Source organism: Angelakisella massiliensis (assembly GCF_900104675.1).
Taxonomy (GTDB): domain Bacteria; phylum Bacillota; class Clostridia; order Oscillospirales; family Ruminococcaceae; genus Angelakisella; species Angelakisella massiliensis.
The window spans coordinates 1,219,197-1,237,821 of record NZ_LT629945.1; the positions used below are offsets into that span (position 1 = coordinate 1,219,197).

Annotated in this window: 15 protein-coding genes; 11 read left to right on the forward strand and 4 right to left on the reverse strand. The window is 53.4% G+C overall.

Translation table 11 applies throughout. The features are described from left to right. Nucleotides 1-67: 67 nt before the first annotated feature. Nucleotides 68-280 (reverse strand): DUF5348 domain-containing protein, encoded by a 213-nt coding sequence (locus tag BQ5383_RS11170; RefSeq protein ID WP_002574007.1) that lies wholly within the window; start codon nt 278-280, stop codon nt 68-70. A 15-nt stretch (nt 281-295) separates the two neighbouring features. After that, a complete protein-coding gene (locus tag BQ5383_RS11175) occupies nt 296-1,417 on the reverse strand; it encodes a DUF6017 domain-containing protein (protein WP_071432006.1) in 1,122 nt (373 codons plus the stop codon). A 633-nt stretch (nt 1,418-2,050) separates the two neighbouring features. On the opposite strand from BQ5383_RS11175, the gene adhE reads away from it, so the two are divergent. Together adhE and larA are read left to right on the forward strand one after the other, a co-directional pair. Then, nucleotides 2,051-4,672 (forward strand): bifunctional acetaldehyde-CoA/alcohol dehydrogenase, encoded by a 2,622-nt coding sequence (gene adhE / locus BQ5383_RS11180; RefSeq protein WP_071432008.1) that lies wholly within the window; start codon nt 2,051-2,053, stop codon nt 4,670-4,672. 503 nt (nt 4,673-5,175) lie between these two features. After that, on the forward strand, nt 5,176-6,447 hold the full coding sequence (larA, locus tag BQ5383_RS11185; RefSeq protein ID WP_071432010.1) for a nickel-dependent lactate racemase: 1,272 nt from the start codon (nt 5,176-5,178) through the stop codon (nt 6,445-6,447). A 427-nt stretch (nt 6,448-6,874) separates the two neighbouring features. On the opposite strand, the gene BQ5383_RS11190 is transcribed toward larA, so the two are convergent. Further along, complete coding sequence (locus BQ5383_RS11190) at nt 6,875-7,774, reverse strand: LysR family transcriptional regulator (protein WP_071432012.1); 900 nt, start codon at nt 7,772-7,774, stop codon at nt 6,875-6,877. A gap of 126 nt (nt 7,775-7,900) precedes the next feature. Between BQ5383_RS11190 and BQ5383_RS21130 the strand changes: the two genes are divergently transcribed. Continuing rightward, nucleotides 7,901-8,068, forward strand: coding sequence for a hypothetical protein (locus BQ5383_RS21130; protein ID WP_172724620.1), 168 nt, complete (start codon nt 7,901-7,903; stop codon nt 8,066-8,068). A gap of 24 nt (nt 8,069-8,092) precedes the next feature. After that, on the forward strand, nt 8,093-8,818 hold the full coding sequence (locus tag BQ5383_RS11195) for an MgtC/SapB family protein (protein WP_071432015.1): 726 nt from the start codon (nt 8,093-8,095) through the stop codon (nt 8,816-8,818). A gap of 648 nt (nt 8,819-9,466) precedes the next feature. Here the strand turns inward: BQ5383_RS11195 and BQ5383_RS11200 are convergent. After that, complete coding sequence (locus BQ5383_RS11200; RefSeq protein WP_071432017.1) at nt 9,467-10,207, reverse strand: SH3 domain-containing protein; 741 nt, start codon at nt 10,205-10,207, stop codon at nt 9,467-9,469. Nucleotides 10,208-10,687: 480 nt separating this feature from the next. Between BQ5383_RS11200 and BQ5383_RS11210 the strand changes: the two genes are divergently transcribed. The 7 genes from BQ5383_RS11210 (at nt 10,688) to BQ5383_RS11240 (ending at nt 18,542) form a co-directional block, all read left to right on the forward strand. Further along, the gene (locus BQ5383_RS11210; RefSeq protein WP_071432021.1) at nt 10,688-11,953 is read left to right on the forward strand and encodes a DUF1015 domain-containing protein; all 1,266 of its coding nucleotides are present in this window, start codon (nt 10,688-10,690) and stop codon (nt 11,951-11,953) included. Nucleotides 11,954-11,984: 31 nt separating this feature from the next. Further along, nucleotides 11,985-12,491, forward strand: coding sequence for a hypothetical protein (locus BQ5383_RS11215; protein WP_083389938.1), 507 nt, complete (start codon nt 11,985-11,987; stop codon nt 12,489-12,491). Nucleotides 12,492-12,524: 33 nt separating this feature from the next. Continuing rightward, nucleotides 12,525-13,016: a flavodoxin family protein gene (locus tag BQ5383_RS11220; RefSeq protein WP_071432023.1), complete on the forward strand. Its 492-nt coding sequence runs from the start codon at nt 12,525-12,527 to the stop codon at nt 13,014-13,016. Continuing rightward, a complete protein-coding gene (locus tag BQ5383_RS11225; protein WP_083389939.1) occupies nt 13,013-14,356 on the forward strand; it encodes a bifunctional folylpolyglutamate synthase/dihydrofolate synthase in 1,344 nt (447 codons plus the stop codon). The genes BQ5383_RS11220 and BQ5383_RS11225 overlap by 4 nt, the downstream gene beginning before the upstream one ends. Further along, nucleotides 14,353-15,660: a hypothetical protein gene (locus tag BQ5383_RS11230; protein ID WP_071432025.1), complete on the forward strand. Its 1,308-nt coding sequence runs from the start codon at nt 14,353-14,355 to the stop codon at nt 15,658-15,660. The genes BQ5383_RS11225 and BQ5383_RS11230 overlap by 4 nt, the downstream gene beginning before the upstream one ends. A gap of 156 nt (nt 15,661-15,816) precedes the next feature. Then, nucleotides 15,817-17,124 (forward strand): MATE family efflux transporter, encoded by a 1,308-nt coding sequence (locus BQ5383_RS11235; protein ID WP_083390114.1) that lies wholly within the window; start codon nt 15,817-15,819, stop codon nt 17,122-17,124. Between the two features lie 95 nt (nt 17,125-17,219). Beyond that, the gene (locus BQ5383_RS11240; protein ID WP_071432028.1) at nt 17,220-18,542 is read left to right on the forward strand and encodes a glycosyltransferase; all 1,323 of its coding nucleotides are present in this window, start codon (nt 17,220-17,222) and stop codon (nt 18,540-18,542) included. Nucleotides 18,543-18,625: the final 83 nt, after the last annotated feature.

The following is an 18,625-nucleotide window of genomic DNA, read 5'->3' on the forward strand; positions in this document are numbered from 1 at the left end:
TAAGGTGGCACCGTCAGCCGCCGCAGGAAACAGAAAAGGGACAGCCGCTTGCGCCGGTTGTCCCCGATTAAATCCTCACCCGCAGGCCGGAAAGATCGTCGGCACGGATGCCAACCAGATACCAGTTGGCCCCGTACTCAATGCGGGTGGGCTTCCACCTGCCGCCCACCATCACATCAAAGGTTTCCCCACAGTGCAGGCCGCCGTAGTAGTCCGCCAGATCAAAGCGAATGTCGTAACGGTCGCTGCGCTCGTCGAAAATCAATGCACCCTGTTTCATAGGGCCGTCCTCCTTTCAGATTTTGCCGGTGTTCATGTCATGGGCCACCAGCGCGGCATAGTAACCGTTGATCGTGCTGGGCGCATTGAACAGCATAGCCAGCAGGTATTTCTTGATGTTGCGGATTTCCGAAGTGTTCTTGCTCAAACAGTCAAAGACAAACTCGATGTGAGAGCTGTCCAGTTTCATAAACTTGGATTTCACCAGCTCTGCCGGGTAATCGTCCCCGGCAATGCGGATAGTCTTGCGGGCGCTGCATACGGTTTCCACCAGCAAGTCCACAATCTCGTCCAGCGTTTCCCGGTCAATGCCCTTGACGTGCTGGCAAAGGTGTTCGTACTCAATGTTGTCCATGATGATTTGACGATAAATCTCTATGGCGCTCTGTGATTTCGCTTCCGTTCCTTTCCGTTCCGGCGGCTGTGCCGCCTCGTCCTCCAAAGGAGAGGGTCGGGAAAGGATAGGAATGGGATCGGTAATTGATACATCAGTAATTGATTTTTCTTTACTTGATATATCTTTATTTAATTGCGTTGGTTTTCCCAACGTAGGCTTTTCCTGCGTTGGATTATCCAACATTGGATTTTCCAACGTAGGTGAATCCGGCACAGGCTGGGGCTGTTCATAGATCACATAGTCCGCGCCGCGCAAGCGCCCTTGGCTGTCGCGCTCACGGGATCGGACGATGTACCCGGCCTGTTCCAGCTCCCGGATTGCGGCCCGGATCGCGTCGATCTGCTCCCGGTTGATAAGGGACAAACCTTTCAGCGTATAGTCCCAATCTTCCGGCAGGGAGAGCATTTGCGATAACAGGCCCTTGGCTTTCAGGGATAAGTCCTTGTTCCGCAGGTGGTGATTGGACATCACCGTGTAGCCCTTGTTACGCTCTACACGAAATACTGCCATATTCTCAACTCCTTTCACTCGAAATGTCACCGCGTCGTAGGCGGTCAGCTTGCCCGGCTGGTAGGGACATTCCGCATAGACGCAGAATTGATATTTCCAGTGCGGGCGATAAAAGCGGCAGGTGCCGCAGTCCTCCGGCGTGACCGCCTCGCCGCTGTCGTAGTGGTCAAAACCGGGCTTGCCCTGCATGAGCTGTTCAAAGGCCCGATCGCTGCCGGAAGTGAAGTACATAGGCCGTCGCCTCCTTTCTGCTTTTGGGCAAAAAGAAAAGCCGCAGACTTTTTTCAAAATCTGCGGCTTGGCCGGGGAACAGAAAAGGGCGCTGTCATGCTTGACAACACCCTGTTTCTGTCTGATTATTCAGTTGTTTTGACCTGCCCCGTTTTCCGCTGCCCTAAAAAACATTGATTTTACTGGGTTTTTTCATGTTTTCTTATGGCACCACGGTTAAAGGCCCTCCTTTTTTGGCAAACCGTTCTTTATGAACTGAAAATAAGAACAGCTACCATTGTTAATTTGATTTCTATTCTAGCATAAAAATTTTCTTTATACAACGTATTGTGGTAATGACTTCCATATCTGAAAATGTGAAGTTGACAGCAAAATCAAAGAAATACAGGGGATTTTCTTTGCTCTTCCCGGAGAAGGCGCGGAAGCATATGAACAGGCTGACATGAAGTATGGAAAAGAGGGAAAAGCAGACAGAAAGAATTGTTTATTTTTTATCAAACTTTTCGTTAAAAGTTTAACTATTTTGCGCTTTTGTCTATTGCTTCTGAAGGGGAAGGTTCGTATAATAGTAGATGTTAAAAGATTAACAAATTCTGCGCAGTCAGAAATGATAGAAACAGGAGGCATACCACAATGAAAGATAAAGGCGAGAACAAAGTGGAAATAAAGGTGGATGAAGGAGATAAAGTACAGCAGATGGTGGACCGTCTGGTACGCAATGCGGAGCAGGCACTGAAGGAGTATATGGAGCTGGACCAGCGGCAGGTGGACGAGATCGTCAAGGCGATGGCGCTGGCGGGTTTGGACAATCATATGCGTTTGGCGAAGCTGGCGGTGGAAGAAACAGGCCGCGGCGTATATGAGGATAAAATCATCAAGAACCTTTTTGCCACAGAGTACATCTATCATTCCATCAAGGCCCAGAAAACGGTGGGTGTGGTGGAAGAAAACGAGATGGAAGGCTATGCCGAGGTAGCGGAGCCGGTAGGTATTGTGGCGGGCGTTACACCGGTAACCAACCCCACCTCCACCACCATGTTCAAGACCCTTATCTGCACCAAGACCCGGAATCCTGTTATTTTCGCCTTTCATCCTTCGGCGCAGAAATCCTCCGCTGAGGCGGCCAGAGTGCTGCGGGATGCCGGTATTGCGGCAGGAGCGCCCCAGAACTGTGTCCAGTGGATCGAGCTGCCCTCGATGGAAGCCACTCATGCTTTGATGAATCATCCCAATATTTCGCTGATTCTGGCCACCGGAGGCTCCGGCATGGTACGTTCCGCCTACAGCGCCGGAAAACCGGCATTGGGCGTTGGCCCCGGAAACGTTCCCTGCTATATCAACAGCAACGTGGATGTGGAACGGGCCTGCACCGATCTGATCCTCTCCAAAACCTTTGACAACGGTATGATCTGCGCCAGTGAGCAGGCGGTCATTGTGGACGAGGCCATCCAGCAGCAGTTTGAAACTTATATGAAGAAAAACCGCTGCTATTTCCTCAATGAGGAGGAGACCCAAAAGGTCTCGGATTATGTGATCAACAGCGAAAAGCAGGCAGTCAATTCGGCGGTGGTAGGCAAGCCGGCCGCCTGGATCGCCGCCCATGCGGGGATCAGCGTACCGGAAGATACCAAAATCCTTCTGGCCCGCCTGGCTGATGTTGGCCCTGACTATCCTCTTTCCCGGGAGAAGCTTTCTCCGGTGCTGGCCTACTATGTGGTCAAGGACTATCGGGAGGGCTTCCAGAAAGCGAAGAAGATGCTGGAGCTGGGAGGTCTGGGACATTCCGCTGTCATTCATTCCAATGACCTGGAGCTTTGCTCCGCTTACGGTGAAGAGATGAAGGTGGGGCGTGTCATCGCCAATTCTCCTTCCTCTCAGGGCGCCATCGGTGATATTTACAACACCAACACCCCCTCCCTGACCCTGGGCTGCGGTTCCTTTGGACGCAACTCCACTACCGCCAACGTCTCCTCGGTCAATCTCATCAACAAGAAACGCATCGCTTTCAGGAAGGTCAATATGCAGTGGTTCAAGGTTCCCAGCAAGATCTATTTTGAGAAAGATTCCGTTCAGTACCTGGAGAAGATGGCCGGCATCACCCGGGCCTTCATCGTCACTGACCCCACCATGGAAAAGCTGGGTTATGTGGACAAGGTACTTTACTATCTCCGCAAGAGGGCGGAATACTGCCATAGTGAGATCTATTCCGACGTGGAGCCGGATCCCTCCGTGGAGACCATCATGAAGGGCGTGGAGGCAATGAACCGCTTCCGTCCCGATGTGATCATTGCTTTGGGCGGCGGTTCCGCCATCGACGCGGCCAAGTGCATGTGGCTGTTTTATGAGCATCCCGAATCCTCTTTCAGCGGCATGAAGCTGAAGTTTATGGACATCCGCAAACGGGCCTTCAAGTTCCCCACCCTGGGCAAGAAGGCGGCGCTGGTGGCCATTCCCACCACCTCCGGTACAGGCAGTGAAGTTACCTCTTTCAGTGTCATTACCGACAAATCCAACGGCAACATCAAATATCCTTTGGCGGACTACGCTCTGACCCCCACAGTTGCCATCATCGATCCCCAGTTTGTGATGAGTATGCCTCGCACCATCACCGCCGATACCGGTATGGATGTTCTCACCCATGCCATTGAAGCCTATGTTTCGGTATTGGCCTCCGACTTCACAGATGGTCTGGCCATGAAAGCCATCGAGCTGGTGTTCAAGTATCTGCCCAGAGCTTATGAGAACGGCAGAGATGAGCTGGCACGGGAAAAGATGCACAACGCCTCCTGCATTGCAGGTATGGCTTTCACCAACGCTTTCCTGGGCGTGAACCATTCTCTGGCCCATAAGCTGGGCGGAGAGTTCCATATTTCTCATGGCCGGGCAAACGCGGTGCTGCTGCCTTATGTCATTGCCTACAACGCCTCCACTCCCACCAAGTTTACCATTTTCCCCAAGTATGAGAAATTTATCGCCGATGAAAAATACGCCCAGATCGCCCGTTACCTGGGACTGCCTGCCTCCACTACAGAGGAAGGGGTCCAGAGCCTCATCAAAGCGGTGCTGGAACTAGAAGCCAAGCTGAACATCACGCCCACCATCCAGTCCTGCGGCATTGATGAGAAAGAGTTCCTTTCCAAAGTGGATCTGCTGGCAGATCACGCTCTGGAGGATCAGTGCACCACAGCCAATCCCAAATATCCTCTGGTTCGGGAACTGAAGGATATCTACCTGAAAGCCTATTACGGCAAATAAAAATTGCGTTCTTCTCTACTTCCCCCTTTTTCTCTCTCCGGCTTTCGCCGCTTGCAGGGGCGAAAGCGGGAGGAAGGGTGGGCAGTCTGTCAGACTGCCCACCCTTCCTCTTTTGTATGGCTTACCCTTCATAGGTCCACCGGGGGAACATTAAAAATGGACACAGGTAGGAGGGAAGGAAAATTTTCAGCGCCTCTCAGGAGTGCTGTTGCAAGCAATTTCAGCATTTGCAAAAACAGCTCAGCAGGCAGCAAATCTTTGTTTTAAACTGCAAATTTCCGGGAGATATATTTTCGCACAGTTCTTACACCATCTCTGGCAATGACAGGAAGAAAAATGATATAATAAAATCAAAATATTGTTCTGAAATTCAGAACAGCAAAAATCAAAGCAGCCCCCCTTTCCATACATAGCTGCCCCTCTGGATAAAAATGAGATCATCTGCAAGCGTGTTATTTTTGAAAAAGGCTGATGGATATACCGAAACAAACAGGAGGTAATGAATGATGGAGTTTTGTTTTCCTTACGGTAAGCAGCAGCTGACACTGCAGCTGGAAGAACAGCACATACAGGGAGTTTTGCTCTCTCAGATTCATCATTACAAAGCAGCCAAAGGCCCCGCTGAATTGGTGGAAGACGCCTTGAAGCATCCTGTTGGAACGCTCCCTCTTTCCCAGCTTGCAGAGGGAAAGAAAAATATTGTTGTTATTGCCAGCGACCATACCCGCCCGGTTCCCAGCAAGGTGATTATTCCGGCCATGCTGCGGGAAATCCGGAAGGGAAGTCCTGATGCCCATATTACGATTTTGATCGCCACAGGCTGCCACAGGGGGACTACGCAAAAAGAACTGGTGGAAAAGTTTGGCCCCGAAATCGTTGCCTCAGAAGACATTGAGGTTCATGATTGCGATCGCTCGCCCATGGTTTCCATCGGTACTTTGCCCAGCGGAGGGGACTGTGCTGTCAACCGCCTTGCGGTGGAGGCGGATCTGTTGGTTTCTGAAGGATTTATAGAGCCCCATTTCTTTGCCGGTTTTTCCGGCGGACGAAAGAGTGTGTTGCCTGGTATTGCAAGCCGTTCTACAGTGCTGGCAAACCATTGCTCCGAGTTTATCGCGGATCCCTGCTCCCGCACCGGAATTTTGGAAAACAACCCCATTCATAAGGATATGCTTTGGGCCTGTAAAAAGGCCAGGCTGGCCTTTATTGTCAATGTGGTGCTCAACGCGGAAAAAGAGGTCATTTACGCTGTGGCGGGTGATGCGGAGCAAGCCCATCAGGAGGGATGCCGTTTTCTGTTATCCCTTTGTCAGGTCCAGTCCAGGGCGGCTGACATTGTGATTTCCACAAACGGCGGTTATCCTTTGGATCAAAATATCTATCAGGCGGTAAAAGGGATGACAGCCGCGGAGGCTACTGTCAAGCCGGGAGGAGTCATCATCATGGCGGCCAAATCCGATGACGGGCATGGGGGAGAGCATTTCTATCATCAAATGGCGGATGAGAAGGACATAGGCAAAACACTTTCTCTGTTTTTGGAACGCGGCCGAAATGAAACACAGGCCGATCAGTGGCAGAGTCAGATATTCATTCGTGTCCTTCATCGAGCCACCGTTATCTACGTGTCCGATGCGCCGGATGAGATGGTGCGGGGGCTGCATATGATTCCGGCCCATTCTCTGGAAGCGGCGATGGAATTGGCCAAAGATATCGTCAGAAAAGAAGACTATACAGTTACGGTCATTCCCGACGGCGTGTCCGTGATCGTTCGGTGAGTGTTGTTTTTCCCTTTGCTGGTATCAGGGGCAACCCCGAATACTGCCTCTCAATTTGATTGATACGCCGATATTTTGGACGATATCATTTGCGGAAAAGCTGTCGCTGCCTCCTTGCCGGAAGGCGAGGAGAAGGGCGACAGAAAAAATAAGGCTGGTAAGCAGATGGGCATTCTGCAAAAGCATCCAGCAAATCTCTGCAAGGGATTTTGAGGACCTTGCCGGCAGCATTGTACAGTATGATTTCATAAGAGAGCATAATCTTTGATCTAAGTTTTTTGACCAAAAAGAAAGCGGATGGGTTATCGAACCATCCGCTTTTCCTTTGCTGTAAACGCAAAGACAATTTATTAATTTTAGGGTGAAGATGGAAGGGGATGAGCCCAGCAGGATCAAGACAAAGATCCAAGACGCTCCATGGCAGCTTTTACTGGTAACGGCGCAGTGTTTCCTGGTAGGATTCCACAAGGTCATGGAGAATGTCGGTTTGGGCGAAATCGCTTTGATAGGCCAGATTGATTTCCCGCACCATACTCAGATTCTCCACCGGCAGCACCGCAATGGACTTTTTCTTCAGTTCTCCCAGACAGACGCTTCTGGGAAGAATGGATACACCAAAATCCCTTCGGATCAGGTCTTTGATGGTGGCGATGTTGTCCAGCTCCAGAATCACGTTGAAGTCGTTGATGCTTTGGTTATTGCTCTCCAGATGGGCCGCGAAGAGATTACGGGTGCCGGAACTGGGCAGACGCAGGATCATCCGTTCCTTTTTCAGCTCTTCCAGGGTGACCATGGCACGTTTGGCAAATGGATGATGCACCGACACTGCCAGCACCAGATAGTCGGTGTCCATCAGCAGGTAGCGGATCTCCGGGTCGGGAATCCTGCCCTCCACAATGGCCAGATCGATTTCATAGGACTTCAGCTTGCTATAAAGTTTATTGATAGTCCCTGTAATCATTTTAATCATAACATGATCGTTTTGGGCGCCGTAGTTTGCCAGAGCCTCTGCGATGGGATTGCTCTCCGCTGTATGGGTCACCCCCACGGTCAGGTGAGAAACCAAGCGGCGGCTGTCGCTGAGATCCTGCCGAAGGCTGTTATAGAGGCCAAGCATCTTTTTTGCGCAGTTGATGACTTCTTCACCTTCCCGCGTCACAACTACTTTCCCGTTGCTTCGGTCAAAGATACAGACATTCAGCTCTTCCTCCAGCACTTTGATGTGGTGGCTGACGGCAGGCTGGGTGATGGAAAGCTTGCGAGCCGCGCCTACAAAACTTTTGCATTTATAAACTTCCAGCAGCGTGTACAGCTTCGGATCCAGCATCTCAAAGACCTCCTATTATGATTTTTTATAGGTGCTTTCAAAATCTTCATTTTACATAATGGGTATCTGAGGCTATAATAACCACTATAACTAAATTCACCCCTGAAATCAAGAGGAGTAAATGATATGTATATCAGCAATGGATTTGAAGGTGTATACAGCTCTCCGGCAATGCAGTCGGCCCTTCGGCTGTATCTGCCCCGACAGGAAAAGACGTTTTCCCAGCCCCATCTGGATCTGAGCCCTCCCCAAAAGGCTTCCCCTAAAAGCGCCTGTCAGAAAAAGAAACAATAAAGCTTGTTAAGGAGAGTTTGCATCATGACCCTGACCCAATATATCAACAGCCAGTTTTCTGTGATCCAGGAACTGGATTTTTTTGCGCGTATTATTTTGGCCTGCATTTGCGGCGCGTGTATCGGCTTTGAAAGAAGCCGCCGCTTCAAGGAAGCGGGCATCCGCACCCATATCATAGTCTGCTGCGCAGCGGCGCTGCTGATGATCGTGTCCAAATATGGCTTTGCGGATCTGACCGGCTCTTTGGGAGATGTGTTCAACGGCACCAGAGGAGCGGACCCTGCCCGTGTTGCGGCTCAGGTGGTCAGCGGCGTCAGCTTTTTGGGCGCGGGGGTCATTTTTAAAAATGGCAATACCATCAAGGGCCTTACCACTGCTGCCGGACTTTGGGCCACTGCCGGTATCGGTTTGGCCATCGGTTCGGGGCTGTTTGTTTTGGGGATTTTTACAACAGCTGTAATAGCTGTGCTGCAGATCATCATGCACCGTTACACTGTAGGGGTGGACGCCATGGCGCTGAGCCGGTGGAGATTCAATGTTTCAGGACATGTGAACTTTATCCGCCAGTTGGAGGACTATGCGGCAAAGCATAGGCTTCAGATCGTGGAGAGCACTGTTACCCAGGAGGATAACGGTACCACCAGATATGAAATCGTTCTTCGTTCCCCTCATGATATGGATTTGGGAGATTTGGAGTTTTTCATCCAGTCCCATGAGGTTTCCAGCATCACCTGTGTTCCGGTGGGATAAGCAGAGAAATTTTGGGGACAGGAAGCAGCAGAAAAAGGGGGCCCTTTGTATAAGTTTGGGATATGGTTTCTTTTGTGGGCCGCAATTTGCACGGGGGATAATTTTTTAGATAAAAGAAGTTGTTTGGAAAAAAACAGCGTGTCCCTTTAGTGGGTTCCCCACAGATGATAAGTGGAGAACAGCATTAATGGCACCGTCCTGAATCAAAACAAATTTTCCCCTTGGCCCCCCTAAATATAAAAGGTGCCTGCTGTGACTGAAGCGGGCACCTTTTATACTATAGAAAACCCTGGTTTCAGGAACAAATGAAATTGAAAATCATAAAAATCAGGACATGCGCCTGATTTTTATACCACGACCCGCGCCCACCGGGGCGCGAAACCGGGGGTATCGCCGCTGGTTTCATCAGGAACCAAGCGGCGTATCCAGGGGGTATGGGATACCCCCTGGAAGCGTGTCGAACTTTTTCGACACGCTCAAAGGTGCCTGCTGTGATTGAAGCGGGCACCTTTTTAAGTTTAGGGTGTTGTATAGCAAAGGAGGCCGTTTTGGGGTATCTTCACATCGCTTTCTTTTGCACATTTTTCTATAAACTGGGCGCAGCTTGCTTTCAGGCCTGCGCCCAGATTTTTTCTGATGTCGGGAACATCATATCAGCCGGATAAAGCGGGAGGCGGCATATCCAGGCTGTCCGCCATCCTGCACTACATACCAGTCCGGAAGGGTTCCTACTACTGTCAGCCGGTGACCATTGGGGACGCAGCGGAGGATGGTGGACTTGGTATTGGGGCGGGAGCGGATATTCAGGCAGCCGGAGGAGACCTGCACCACGGCGGAGCGGGGCGGCTGGGCCTGGACGAAGGGAATGCCGAAATATTCCGTCAGCGCTTCCACGGTGGTTTTGGCGAGAAGGGGGATGTTGTTGCGGATCCAGGTGGCGTCCTGGCAGTTGTCGTGGAAGGCATATTCGATCAGTACACCGGGGGCTTTGGTTTTCAGCACCTCACCCAGGTAATCGGTGGGTTGGGCAGAAACCAGGTCCGGCTGGGGATAGATCTGACGAAGGTAATCCGCCAGAATTTCGGCAGCCCTCTTGCTTTGAGACCGGTCGGGATTGTAGAAAACGATGCTCCCTTGAAGGGTTCCAGCCAGGGCGGGCGGAGCGGCGTTGGAGTGAAGGGCCAGATGCAGGTCGTAGTTGCCCTCATTGGACTGAGCGATGGAACTGGCGGCAGTCATATCCGGCGTGTTGCGGGTAAAGGAGATGCCGTTGGAAATGAGCCAGGGCTCCATTTCGTCCGCGATGAGGTTCATGTACATTTCCTCATTGCCGCCGCAGATGTAAGGGTTGTATTCCTGTGTGGAGGGACTGAGATAAATGCTGGGCATAACCATCTTCCTTTCCGTGATCTGGAGTGTTTTCCTTTCATCTTATGCGGGGTGGGAAGGGTGAAGTCCATGAAACAGGGATAAATGGTGAATTTTGCTTCTTTATCAGTGGGGAGTGTTCCATCAGCGGCAAATAGCGGAAATCTGTGACCGGTTCATCGTGAAAGTTGGAAATATATGGTTCCCCTCTTTTAACAGGGCTCGGTGGAAAAAATCCATCTCTCCCATGTCAAAATAACTCGCCTGCGCCGATTTTTTGGTAAAACGTTCTTTTATGGGAGAATATGGTGCGCTGGGTGCCTTCTGGTTTGTCGCAGCTGATGTTTTCGCCTGTTTTCAGGAGAAGGGGATGGATTTTTTGTTCCGCAGGGCAGCGGAAGACCAGGAAGGTTCTTGTATAAAATCTGGTTTTGCGGTATCATTAAAGAATCGACACAATTCATTCCGGCTCCAGGCCGGCGGAAAGGAAGGCGAGCGGCTGTGAACAGAAAAACCGGTTTTTACCCCGCTGACATTTTGCTGCCAAAAACAGAGCTGGAGCGCTGGAGCGTGGTGGCCTGCGACCAGTTTACGTCGGACCCGGATTACTGGAGAGAGGTGGAGGAGCGGACTGAAGGCGTCCCATCCTCCGCCCATATTATCTTTCCGGAAGCAAAGCTGGGAAAAGTGGACTTTGAAGCCACGCTCCGGCAGATCCGCCGGGAGATGGACCGGTATCAGCAGGAGGATGTGTTCCGCCTGCTTCCTCAGGGAATGATCTATGTGGAACGCACTTTCGCCAGTGGAGCGGTGCGTCATGGGATTCTGGGGCGGCTGGACCTGGAGGAGTATGATTATCACACAGGTTCCGGCTCCCTCATCCGGGCCACGGAAGGAACGGTGCTGGACCGGCTTCCCCCCCGGGCGGCCATCCGGGAAGCGGCTTCTTTGGAGTGCCCTCATATCCTTACCCTCATTGATGACCCCGCCTGCTGTATTGTGGAAGGCTTGGCGGCGGAGAAGGACCAGATGGAGCTCCTTTATCATTTTCCCCTGATGATGGGAGGGGGTTCGGTGGCCGGCTGGCTGCTGACCACCGGGCAGCAGGGGCGGCTGATGGAACAACTGGAGCAGCTGGCAGATCCCCAGGTGTTTTCAGAAAAATATGGTCTTACCGGCGCTGCGCCCCTGGTTTACGCCATGGGGGACGGCAACCATTCCCTGGGAGCCGCCAAGAACTGCTGGGAGAAGATCAAAAAAACTCTTGCCCCACAGCAGCGTCAGACCCATCCCGCCCGGTATGCTTTGGCAGAGCTGGGAAACCTTCATGACCGGTCCCTGGTGTTTGAGGCGATCCATCGGGTGGTGTTCGGAGTGGATCACCATCATTTTCTGGAGGCGCTGGAAAAGTGGACAGCATCCCGGAATGGAAGCTTTTCCCCTCAGCGCTTCACCCTTTTGGCTGACGGCCAAGAGCGGGAGATGACCATTTCTGCTCCGGAGCATAGCTTGACCGTGGGCAGTATTCAGCGGTTTCTGGACGATTACCTGGCGGCCTACGGCGGTACGGTGGACTATATCCACGGCAGGCAGACGGTGGAGCGGCTGGCCCGGGAAGGGGCGGTGGGGCTGCTGCTGCCGGTAATGGATAAGGAGAGCCTGTTCCCGGCGGTGATTCAGGACGGAGCCTTGCCCCGAAAGACCTTTTCCATGGGGGAGGCGGAGGAAAAGCGCTATTACCTGGAATGCAGGAGGATTCTCCCCTGAAAAATGAAAAAGGAAGGCACGGAATACAGCAATGATCAATCAAAACTTGGAGCCTTTTTTGCAATGGGCAAAGGAGCGGGGCTGGCAACTGCGGCGCAACCGGACAGGACAATGCCAGCTGGACGGGAGCGTAACAAAGCGCTATCAGGTGCCTGAAAGCTACCTGGAGTTTCTGGGGGCTGTAAGGAGCTGCATCAGTCCCCAGGATACGGCGTGGTTTCTCTGTGAGGAGGATTATGCAGGAGGACAGGAGCTGATGTTCCGCTGGAATGAGCTGGAGCTGATGTCTCTGGCTGCCGCGGAGGACAAGGGGAACAAGGCGCGGATGGAGCGCATCGTCCGCTTCTGGGATGGCGCCATGCCCTTTTTTGTTTCTGTGGGAGGGGGCTACGGCTTTTTCGCGTTGGACACAAAGGAGCATCCCGGAGCGGTGCTTTATGGCTGTGAGCCTTATTTTGAGAAGGCGCAGCAGGTGGCGGAGGATCTGGATGGATTTCTGTCACTGCTGATGAAGGGTGAGATCGAGCTGGCGGAATGACCGCATGATTTCAGGAAAGGAAGGGGATTTCAGATGAAGATTTCCATTCTCTATTACAGTAAAACCGGTAAAACAGCAGAGATGGCACGGGAGATCGCCGCGGGAGTGGAGCAGGAGCCCGGCTGTCAGGCGGGCGTCTTTTCCCTGGAAGAAATGGACCTGGACTTTGTCCGGGACAGTGCCGCTGTGATGGTGGGGACCCCCACCTGGGTGGCCAGCACCACCTGGCATGTGAAAAAGTTCTTTGATGAGGACAGCAAGGATTGCGCGCTGGCAGGCAAGCTGGGCGGCGCTTTCGCTACCGCCAATTATCCTCAGGGGGGAGCGGACATCGCGATCCAGACCATTCTGGAGCATATGCTGGTAAAGGGAATGGTGGTTTATTCCAGCGGCGCGTCTTTGGGCCAGCCCTATATCCATCTGGGACCTGTGGCACTGAAGGACCAGTTTGAAGAGAGCCGGGAGCTGTTCCGGATTTATGGACGCCGTATGGCCCAAAAGGCCAGGGAGCTGTTTGGAGAATGATGGGGCAGGCGGAGAACCGTTTTTCCGGTGGATTTGACAGCTGTCAGGAGGCGGTGGAGTATATCCACAGCCTTCACCGCTTCAGCCGCAAGCCGGAACTGACCCGGATGGCCATGCTGATGGACAAGCTGGGGCATCCGGAGAGAAAATGCCGCTTCATCCATGTGGCCGGCACCAATGGAAAAGGGTCGGTTTCCGCTTTTCTGGCTGCGATGCTGCGGCAGGCGGGATATCGTGTGGGGCTGTATACCTCCCCCTTTATTGTGGATTTCCGGGAGCGCATCCAGTTGGATGGCCGGATGATCCCGCCGGAGGTTCTGGCGCAGCTGGCCGGAGAGGTCCGGATGGCTGGGGATCAGGTGGCCGAGGAGCTGGAAAGCCCCCGGGAGTTTGAGTTTATCACCGCTGTGGCGCTGCTGTACTACAGCCGGACGCCCTGTGATGTGGTGGTGCTGGAGGTGGGCCTGGGAGGGCGTTTTGACGCTACCAACATCATTCCGGCCCCATTGGCGGTGGTCATTCCTTCCATCGGCCTGGACCATACCCAGCTGTTGGGGGATACCATCCAGGAGATTGCCTTTGAGAAGAGTGGTGTCATCAAAGGGGGACATCCGGTGGTGGTAGGTCCGGGGATGGACCCTCAGGCGCTGAAAGTGATTCGCCGCAGATGCCGGGAAACAGGCAGCCCCTTGGTGGAATCCACTTGCGCCCATCTGTGCCGGGTGGTCTGTGACCGGGAGGGCAGCCGGATGCGGTACCGGGGGATGGACCTGACCCTGGGGCTGCGGGGCTCCTATCAGACCGGCAACTGCATGGCTGCCGTGGACACCGCTTTATGTTTGGAAAAGCAAGGCCTCCCCGTATCGGTGGAGGCGATTAAGGCGGGAGCAAAGACCGCCTTTTTGCCGGCGCGGCTGGAACAGATGGGTTGTGCTCCTTTGGTTTTGCTGGACGGGGCCCATAATCCTCCCGGCGTGGCGGCTCTCCGGGACAGTTTGATGGAGATGGGCGCCCGGAACATCATCGCTGTGGTGGGGATGATGGCGGATAAAAACTGTCAGCAGGCGCTGGACCAACTGACCCCTTTCCTCAAGGGATGTATCGTGACCGCACCCCCGGATAATCCCCGGGCGCTGGAGCCGCAGCAGCTGGCGGTGCTGGCAGAGCGGTGCTGCAGCCGTTTGGAGGTGGAGCCGGATTGCCGCAGAGCGTTGGACCGGGCGCTGTCTCTGGCGGGGCCGGAGGATACTGTACTGGTATTTGGTTCCTTGTATCTTGCTTCTGCGCTGCGTCCCGCCCTTCTTGAGCTGCGGGACGGTGGAAAGGATGATGGGCGATGAGAAACAAGCTTTTACGGATGGGTTTTGCCGCGGTGATGGCGGCTGTTTTGGCCGGATGCAGTTTTGGCCCTCAGCCCGCTGCGGTGGAAGAATCCGTTTCAAGCCAGATGACAGAAGAGGAGTTTGTGCAGGAGCTGGAGGAACTGCCCTTGCTGGTGGCGGCCAACGCCCTGCCGGAGGATCAACTGTTCCAAACGGCGGATTTTCGCTTTTATACCCAGCAGGATTCCTTTGCCACCTATGATATCTGGCAGCTGGAGCAGTGTCAGCAGGAGCTGGCGGCGCTGGTGCTGGGAGAAGAGGTTACTGATCCAGCCCAAATGGAGCGTCTTTCCCAGGCCAGCCAGGAGGTCTGGATCTATGGAGACCGGATGGACGGCTACAGTTATCAGATTCTGCTGCTGCAGGATGGGGAAGAGTATTTTTTGGTTACTGATATCTGGGGTGGGGAGGAATTCCGTCTTTTCCCGCTGGAAGATACAGATAACTTCCGCCGTATGGTGGAGGAGGCCCGTCAATCAGCTCAGCGCTTTGTACAGGGGCGGGATGTATTCACCGCTCCTGCGGGAGAGCTGACAGCCATTGGGGAGACGGGGATTCTTCACTGGATGGAGGCTTATACCAGCCAGGATGTGGTTACCTGGTATCGGATGGACAACTGCCAGGCTCAGCAGGTATCCCTTGTGGCGGGAGATGCCAGTGAATTTTGTGTTTCCGCCCATCTGAGCTATCAAAGCTACAGTCCCGCTCATCTGAGCGCCAACGGCCTGGGACAGCAGCTGGAGGGCGGAGCGATCCAGTGGGATGACTGCTATACCGAGTTCCGCATTGTCGCCAGAGGCGGGGATCAATATGAGATCCTCACGACTGGTACCGGCGGTGGGGGACAAGGCCTGGTACCGGCGGATGAGCAGGGTAATTTGATACCGCCCGCGGCGCCCACAGTGATGAATGAACAAAAAGCGGCACAGCTGCTGGCAAAGCCGGAGGAATTTCAGAGCCAGGCGCTGGCATATGGTTACGTTACCGAAGTTCCGGGAAAGACGGTAAATCTGGCGCTGGCGGAGCAGTGGGCTGATGGGTCGCAGCCAGGTGAGCTGGTGTATCTGTCGGCAGGAGAGAAGCCGGCGGTTTATGTCTTTGTTCGGGACGATCGGCCGGGTTATACCATCTGCTGGTACAATGCGGAAGGCTTCGGAAGCAGAAGATGCCTGTGGATCACAGAAGGAGGACAGACACTGCTGTTTGGAGCGGGGCTTTCAGGGGAAGGAGCGGAGGTATCCATCTCCAAAACAGGCAGCTGATTGCCGGGAGAGAACGGTTCTGTGACGGCGCCGTTTTCTTCAGCAATATTCCTTTGAAACTTCAGGCGGGAAAGAGGAACAAGATTGGAACAAAAACAGAAAAATGATTTTTCTCAGGGCAGCGTTGTGGGCAATATCATCCGGCTGGCTGTCCCTATGACTTTGGCCCAGCTGGTCAATGTGCTGTACAATGTGGTGGACCGGATGTACATCGGGCGCATCCCGGAAAACGCCACACTGGCGCTGACTGGTTTGGGGCTGTGCCTGCCCATCATCACCATGGTCATCGCCTTTGCCAATCTGTATGGTATGGGCGGCGCTCCTTTATGCTCCATCGCCCGGGGACGGGGAGAGGCAGAGGAAGCGGAATCCATCATGGGCAATTCCTTTACGCTGATGATGCTGACCGGCGTGGCGCTGATGGTTTTTTGTTATCTGTTCAAAAAACCAATGCTTTATCTCTTCGGCGCCAGCGATGTCACCTATCCTTATGCCAATGACTACCTGACCATTTATTTGCTGGGCACCCTGTTTGTCATGACCGGCCTTGGCATGAACAGCTTTGTCAATTCCCAGGGCTTTGGCCGTGTGGGAATGCTGACAGTGGTGCTGGGAGCGGTAGCAAACATCATTTTGGACCCCATCTTTATTTTTGTACTGGATATGGGAGTGCGGGGAGCGGCTATCGCTACGGTCATTTCCCAGATGCTTTCCACCATCTGGATTCTGACCTTTCTCACCGGTCCCAGGGCGATTTTACGCCTGCGGCTGTCCGCCATGCGGCTCAAGCTGGACCGGGTGCGGCGCATCGTCACCCTGGGCACTGCCGGCTTCATGATGTCTGTGACCAACAGCCTGGTGCAGATTCTCTGCAACGCCACCCTTCAGTCCACCGGCGGCGACTTGTATGTGGGAGTGATGACCATTCTCAACTCGGTGCGGGAGGTGATCCAGCTGCCCATCAGCGGTTTGACCAACAGTGCCCAGCCGGTGATGGGATTCAACTACGGCGCCGAGGAATATGGCCGTGTCAAACAGGGCATTCGTTTCCTGTCGGTGGCTACCATCGGTTATACTGTGACCGCCTGGGGGCTGGTTCATCTGTTCCCGGTGTTTTTCATTCACCTGTTCAACCATGAAGCGCAGCTGGTGGAGGCGGCGGTGCCTGCCATGCGGATCTATTTCTTTGGATTTTTCATGATGGCACTGCAAATGATAGGCCAGAGCGTCTTTGTAGCGTTGGGAAAATCCCGTCAGGCCATCTTCTTTTCCATGCTCAGGAAGGTGATCATTGTAGCGCCGCTGACGATTTTGCTGCCGATGATTCCCGCACTGGGGACAAATGGTGTTTTTCTGGCGGAGCCTGTTTCCAATTTTATCGGCGGGGCCGCCTGCTTTTTGACCATGCTGCATATTGTCTGGAGGGAACTGACCAGACGGGAACAGCTGGCCGGTCAGGTGTAATTCGGCCTGTTTGGGAGAGCGTTTTTTGCCGGGGGAACTTTCCCTGAAATAAAATCTGTTACAGTAAAATAGACAAAAGTGATAGGAGAGCCTGTATGGAACCATCCGTCAGTATCATTGTCCCCGTTTATAACGCGGGTAAAACCATCTCTCGCTGTGTGGACAGTATTTTGAAACAGACCTGCCGGGATTTTGAGCTGCTGCTGATCGATGACGGCAGCACGGATCATTCCGGCGCCATTTGTGATGATTACCAGGCCAGAGATTCCCGGGTCCGGGTATTTCATCAGCAGAATTCAGGGGTTTCCGCTGCGCGGAATTTGGCGCTGAGGGAAGCGAAAGGAGAATATCTCCAGTTTGTGGACAGCGACGACTGGATCACCCCCGATGCAACCGCTTCCCTGCTGCGGGCAGCCAGAGATAATGACTGTGATATGGTCATTGCGGATTTTTACCGGGTAGTGGGGGAGCGGGTCTCTCCCAAAGGGGATATTGAGGAAACCGGCGTTATGACCCGTCAGGAGTTTGCCTCCCATATGATGGAGAATCCGGGGGATTATTACTATGGGGTGCTGTGGAACAAGCTGTACCGGCGGCAGCCTGTGATGGAACACCGGCTGGAGATGAATCCCGCCATCAGCTGGTGTGAGGATTTTATGTTCAACCTGGAATATATCCGTTATACCCAGCGAATCATCGCTCTTCAGGTTCCCATTTATTATTATGTGAAAACCAAGGGCTCTTTGGTCAGCCAAAGTGTCAGCCTGTCCAGAGTGGTTCGCATGAAGCTGGCAGTGTTTGAGTACTACAATCAGTTTTACCGGACAGTGCTGGATGAGGAAGCCTATGAGAAAAGCAAGCTGAAAATTTACCGCTTTTTGGTGGACGCGGCTGGAGATGGCGTGGTGCCTCCGGGGATTTTACCTGGTTCTGCCAAGCTGGGAACAGAACGTTTCCATGTGAATAATGATATTCTGGCGGGAGAGGGACCGCTGTTTGATCAGTTCCGGCGGCGCAAGCTGATGGACCGCTACCTGGAGACCGCCGCCCTCAAGCATGGGCTGACCCTTGCGGAGATGCGGCTGATGCTGTATTTGCGGCAGATTCCGGCAGAAATCACCAGAGGAGATCTGGCAGACTTTGTTTCCCTGCCCCTTCGTACTTGCTGGGCGCTGCTGCAAAAGCTGGTTTCACGGGGCCTGGTGGATGTGTCCCCGGAGGGAAGCACCCGGGAAAAGGGTGGGAAAAAGCTGTTTCGGATCACCTTTTCCTCTCAGGCGTCCCCCATTCTGGCGGATTTGGCCACCACCGTGTTGGATTACCGTATGACGATGATGGCGGGGCTTTCTCAGGAGGAGATTGGGGCTTATAATGCCACCAGTGAAAAAATCCAAAATAACATCCGGCAAGTGCTGTAATGCCGCTGTGGAACTGTTTCATAGTTCCAATGGAGTTGTCAAAGCTCCGGTCCTGCTCATCAAAAGGTGAAAGGGACCGGGGC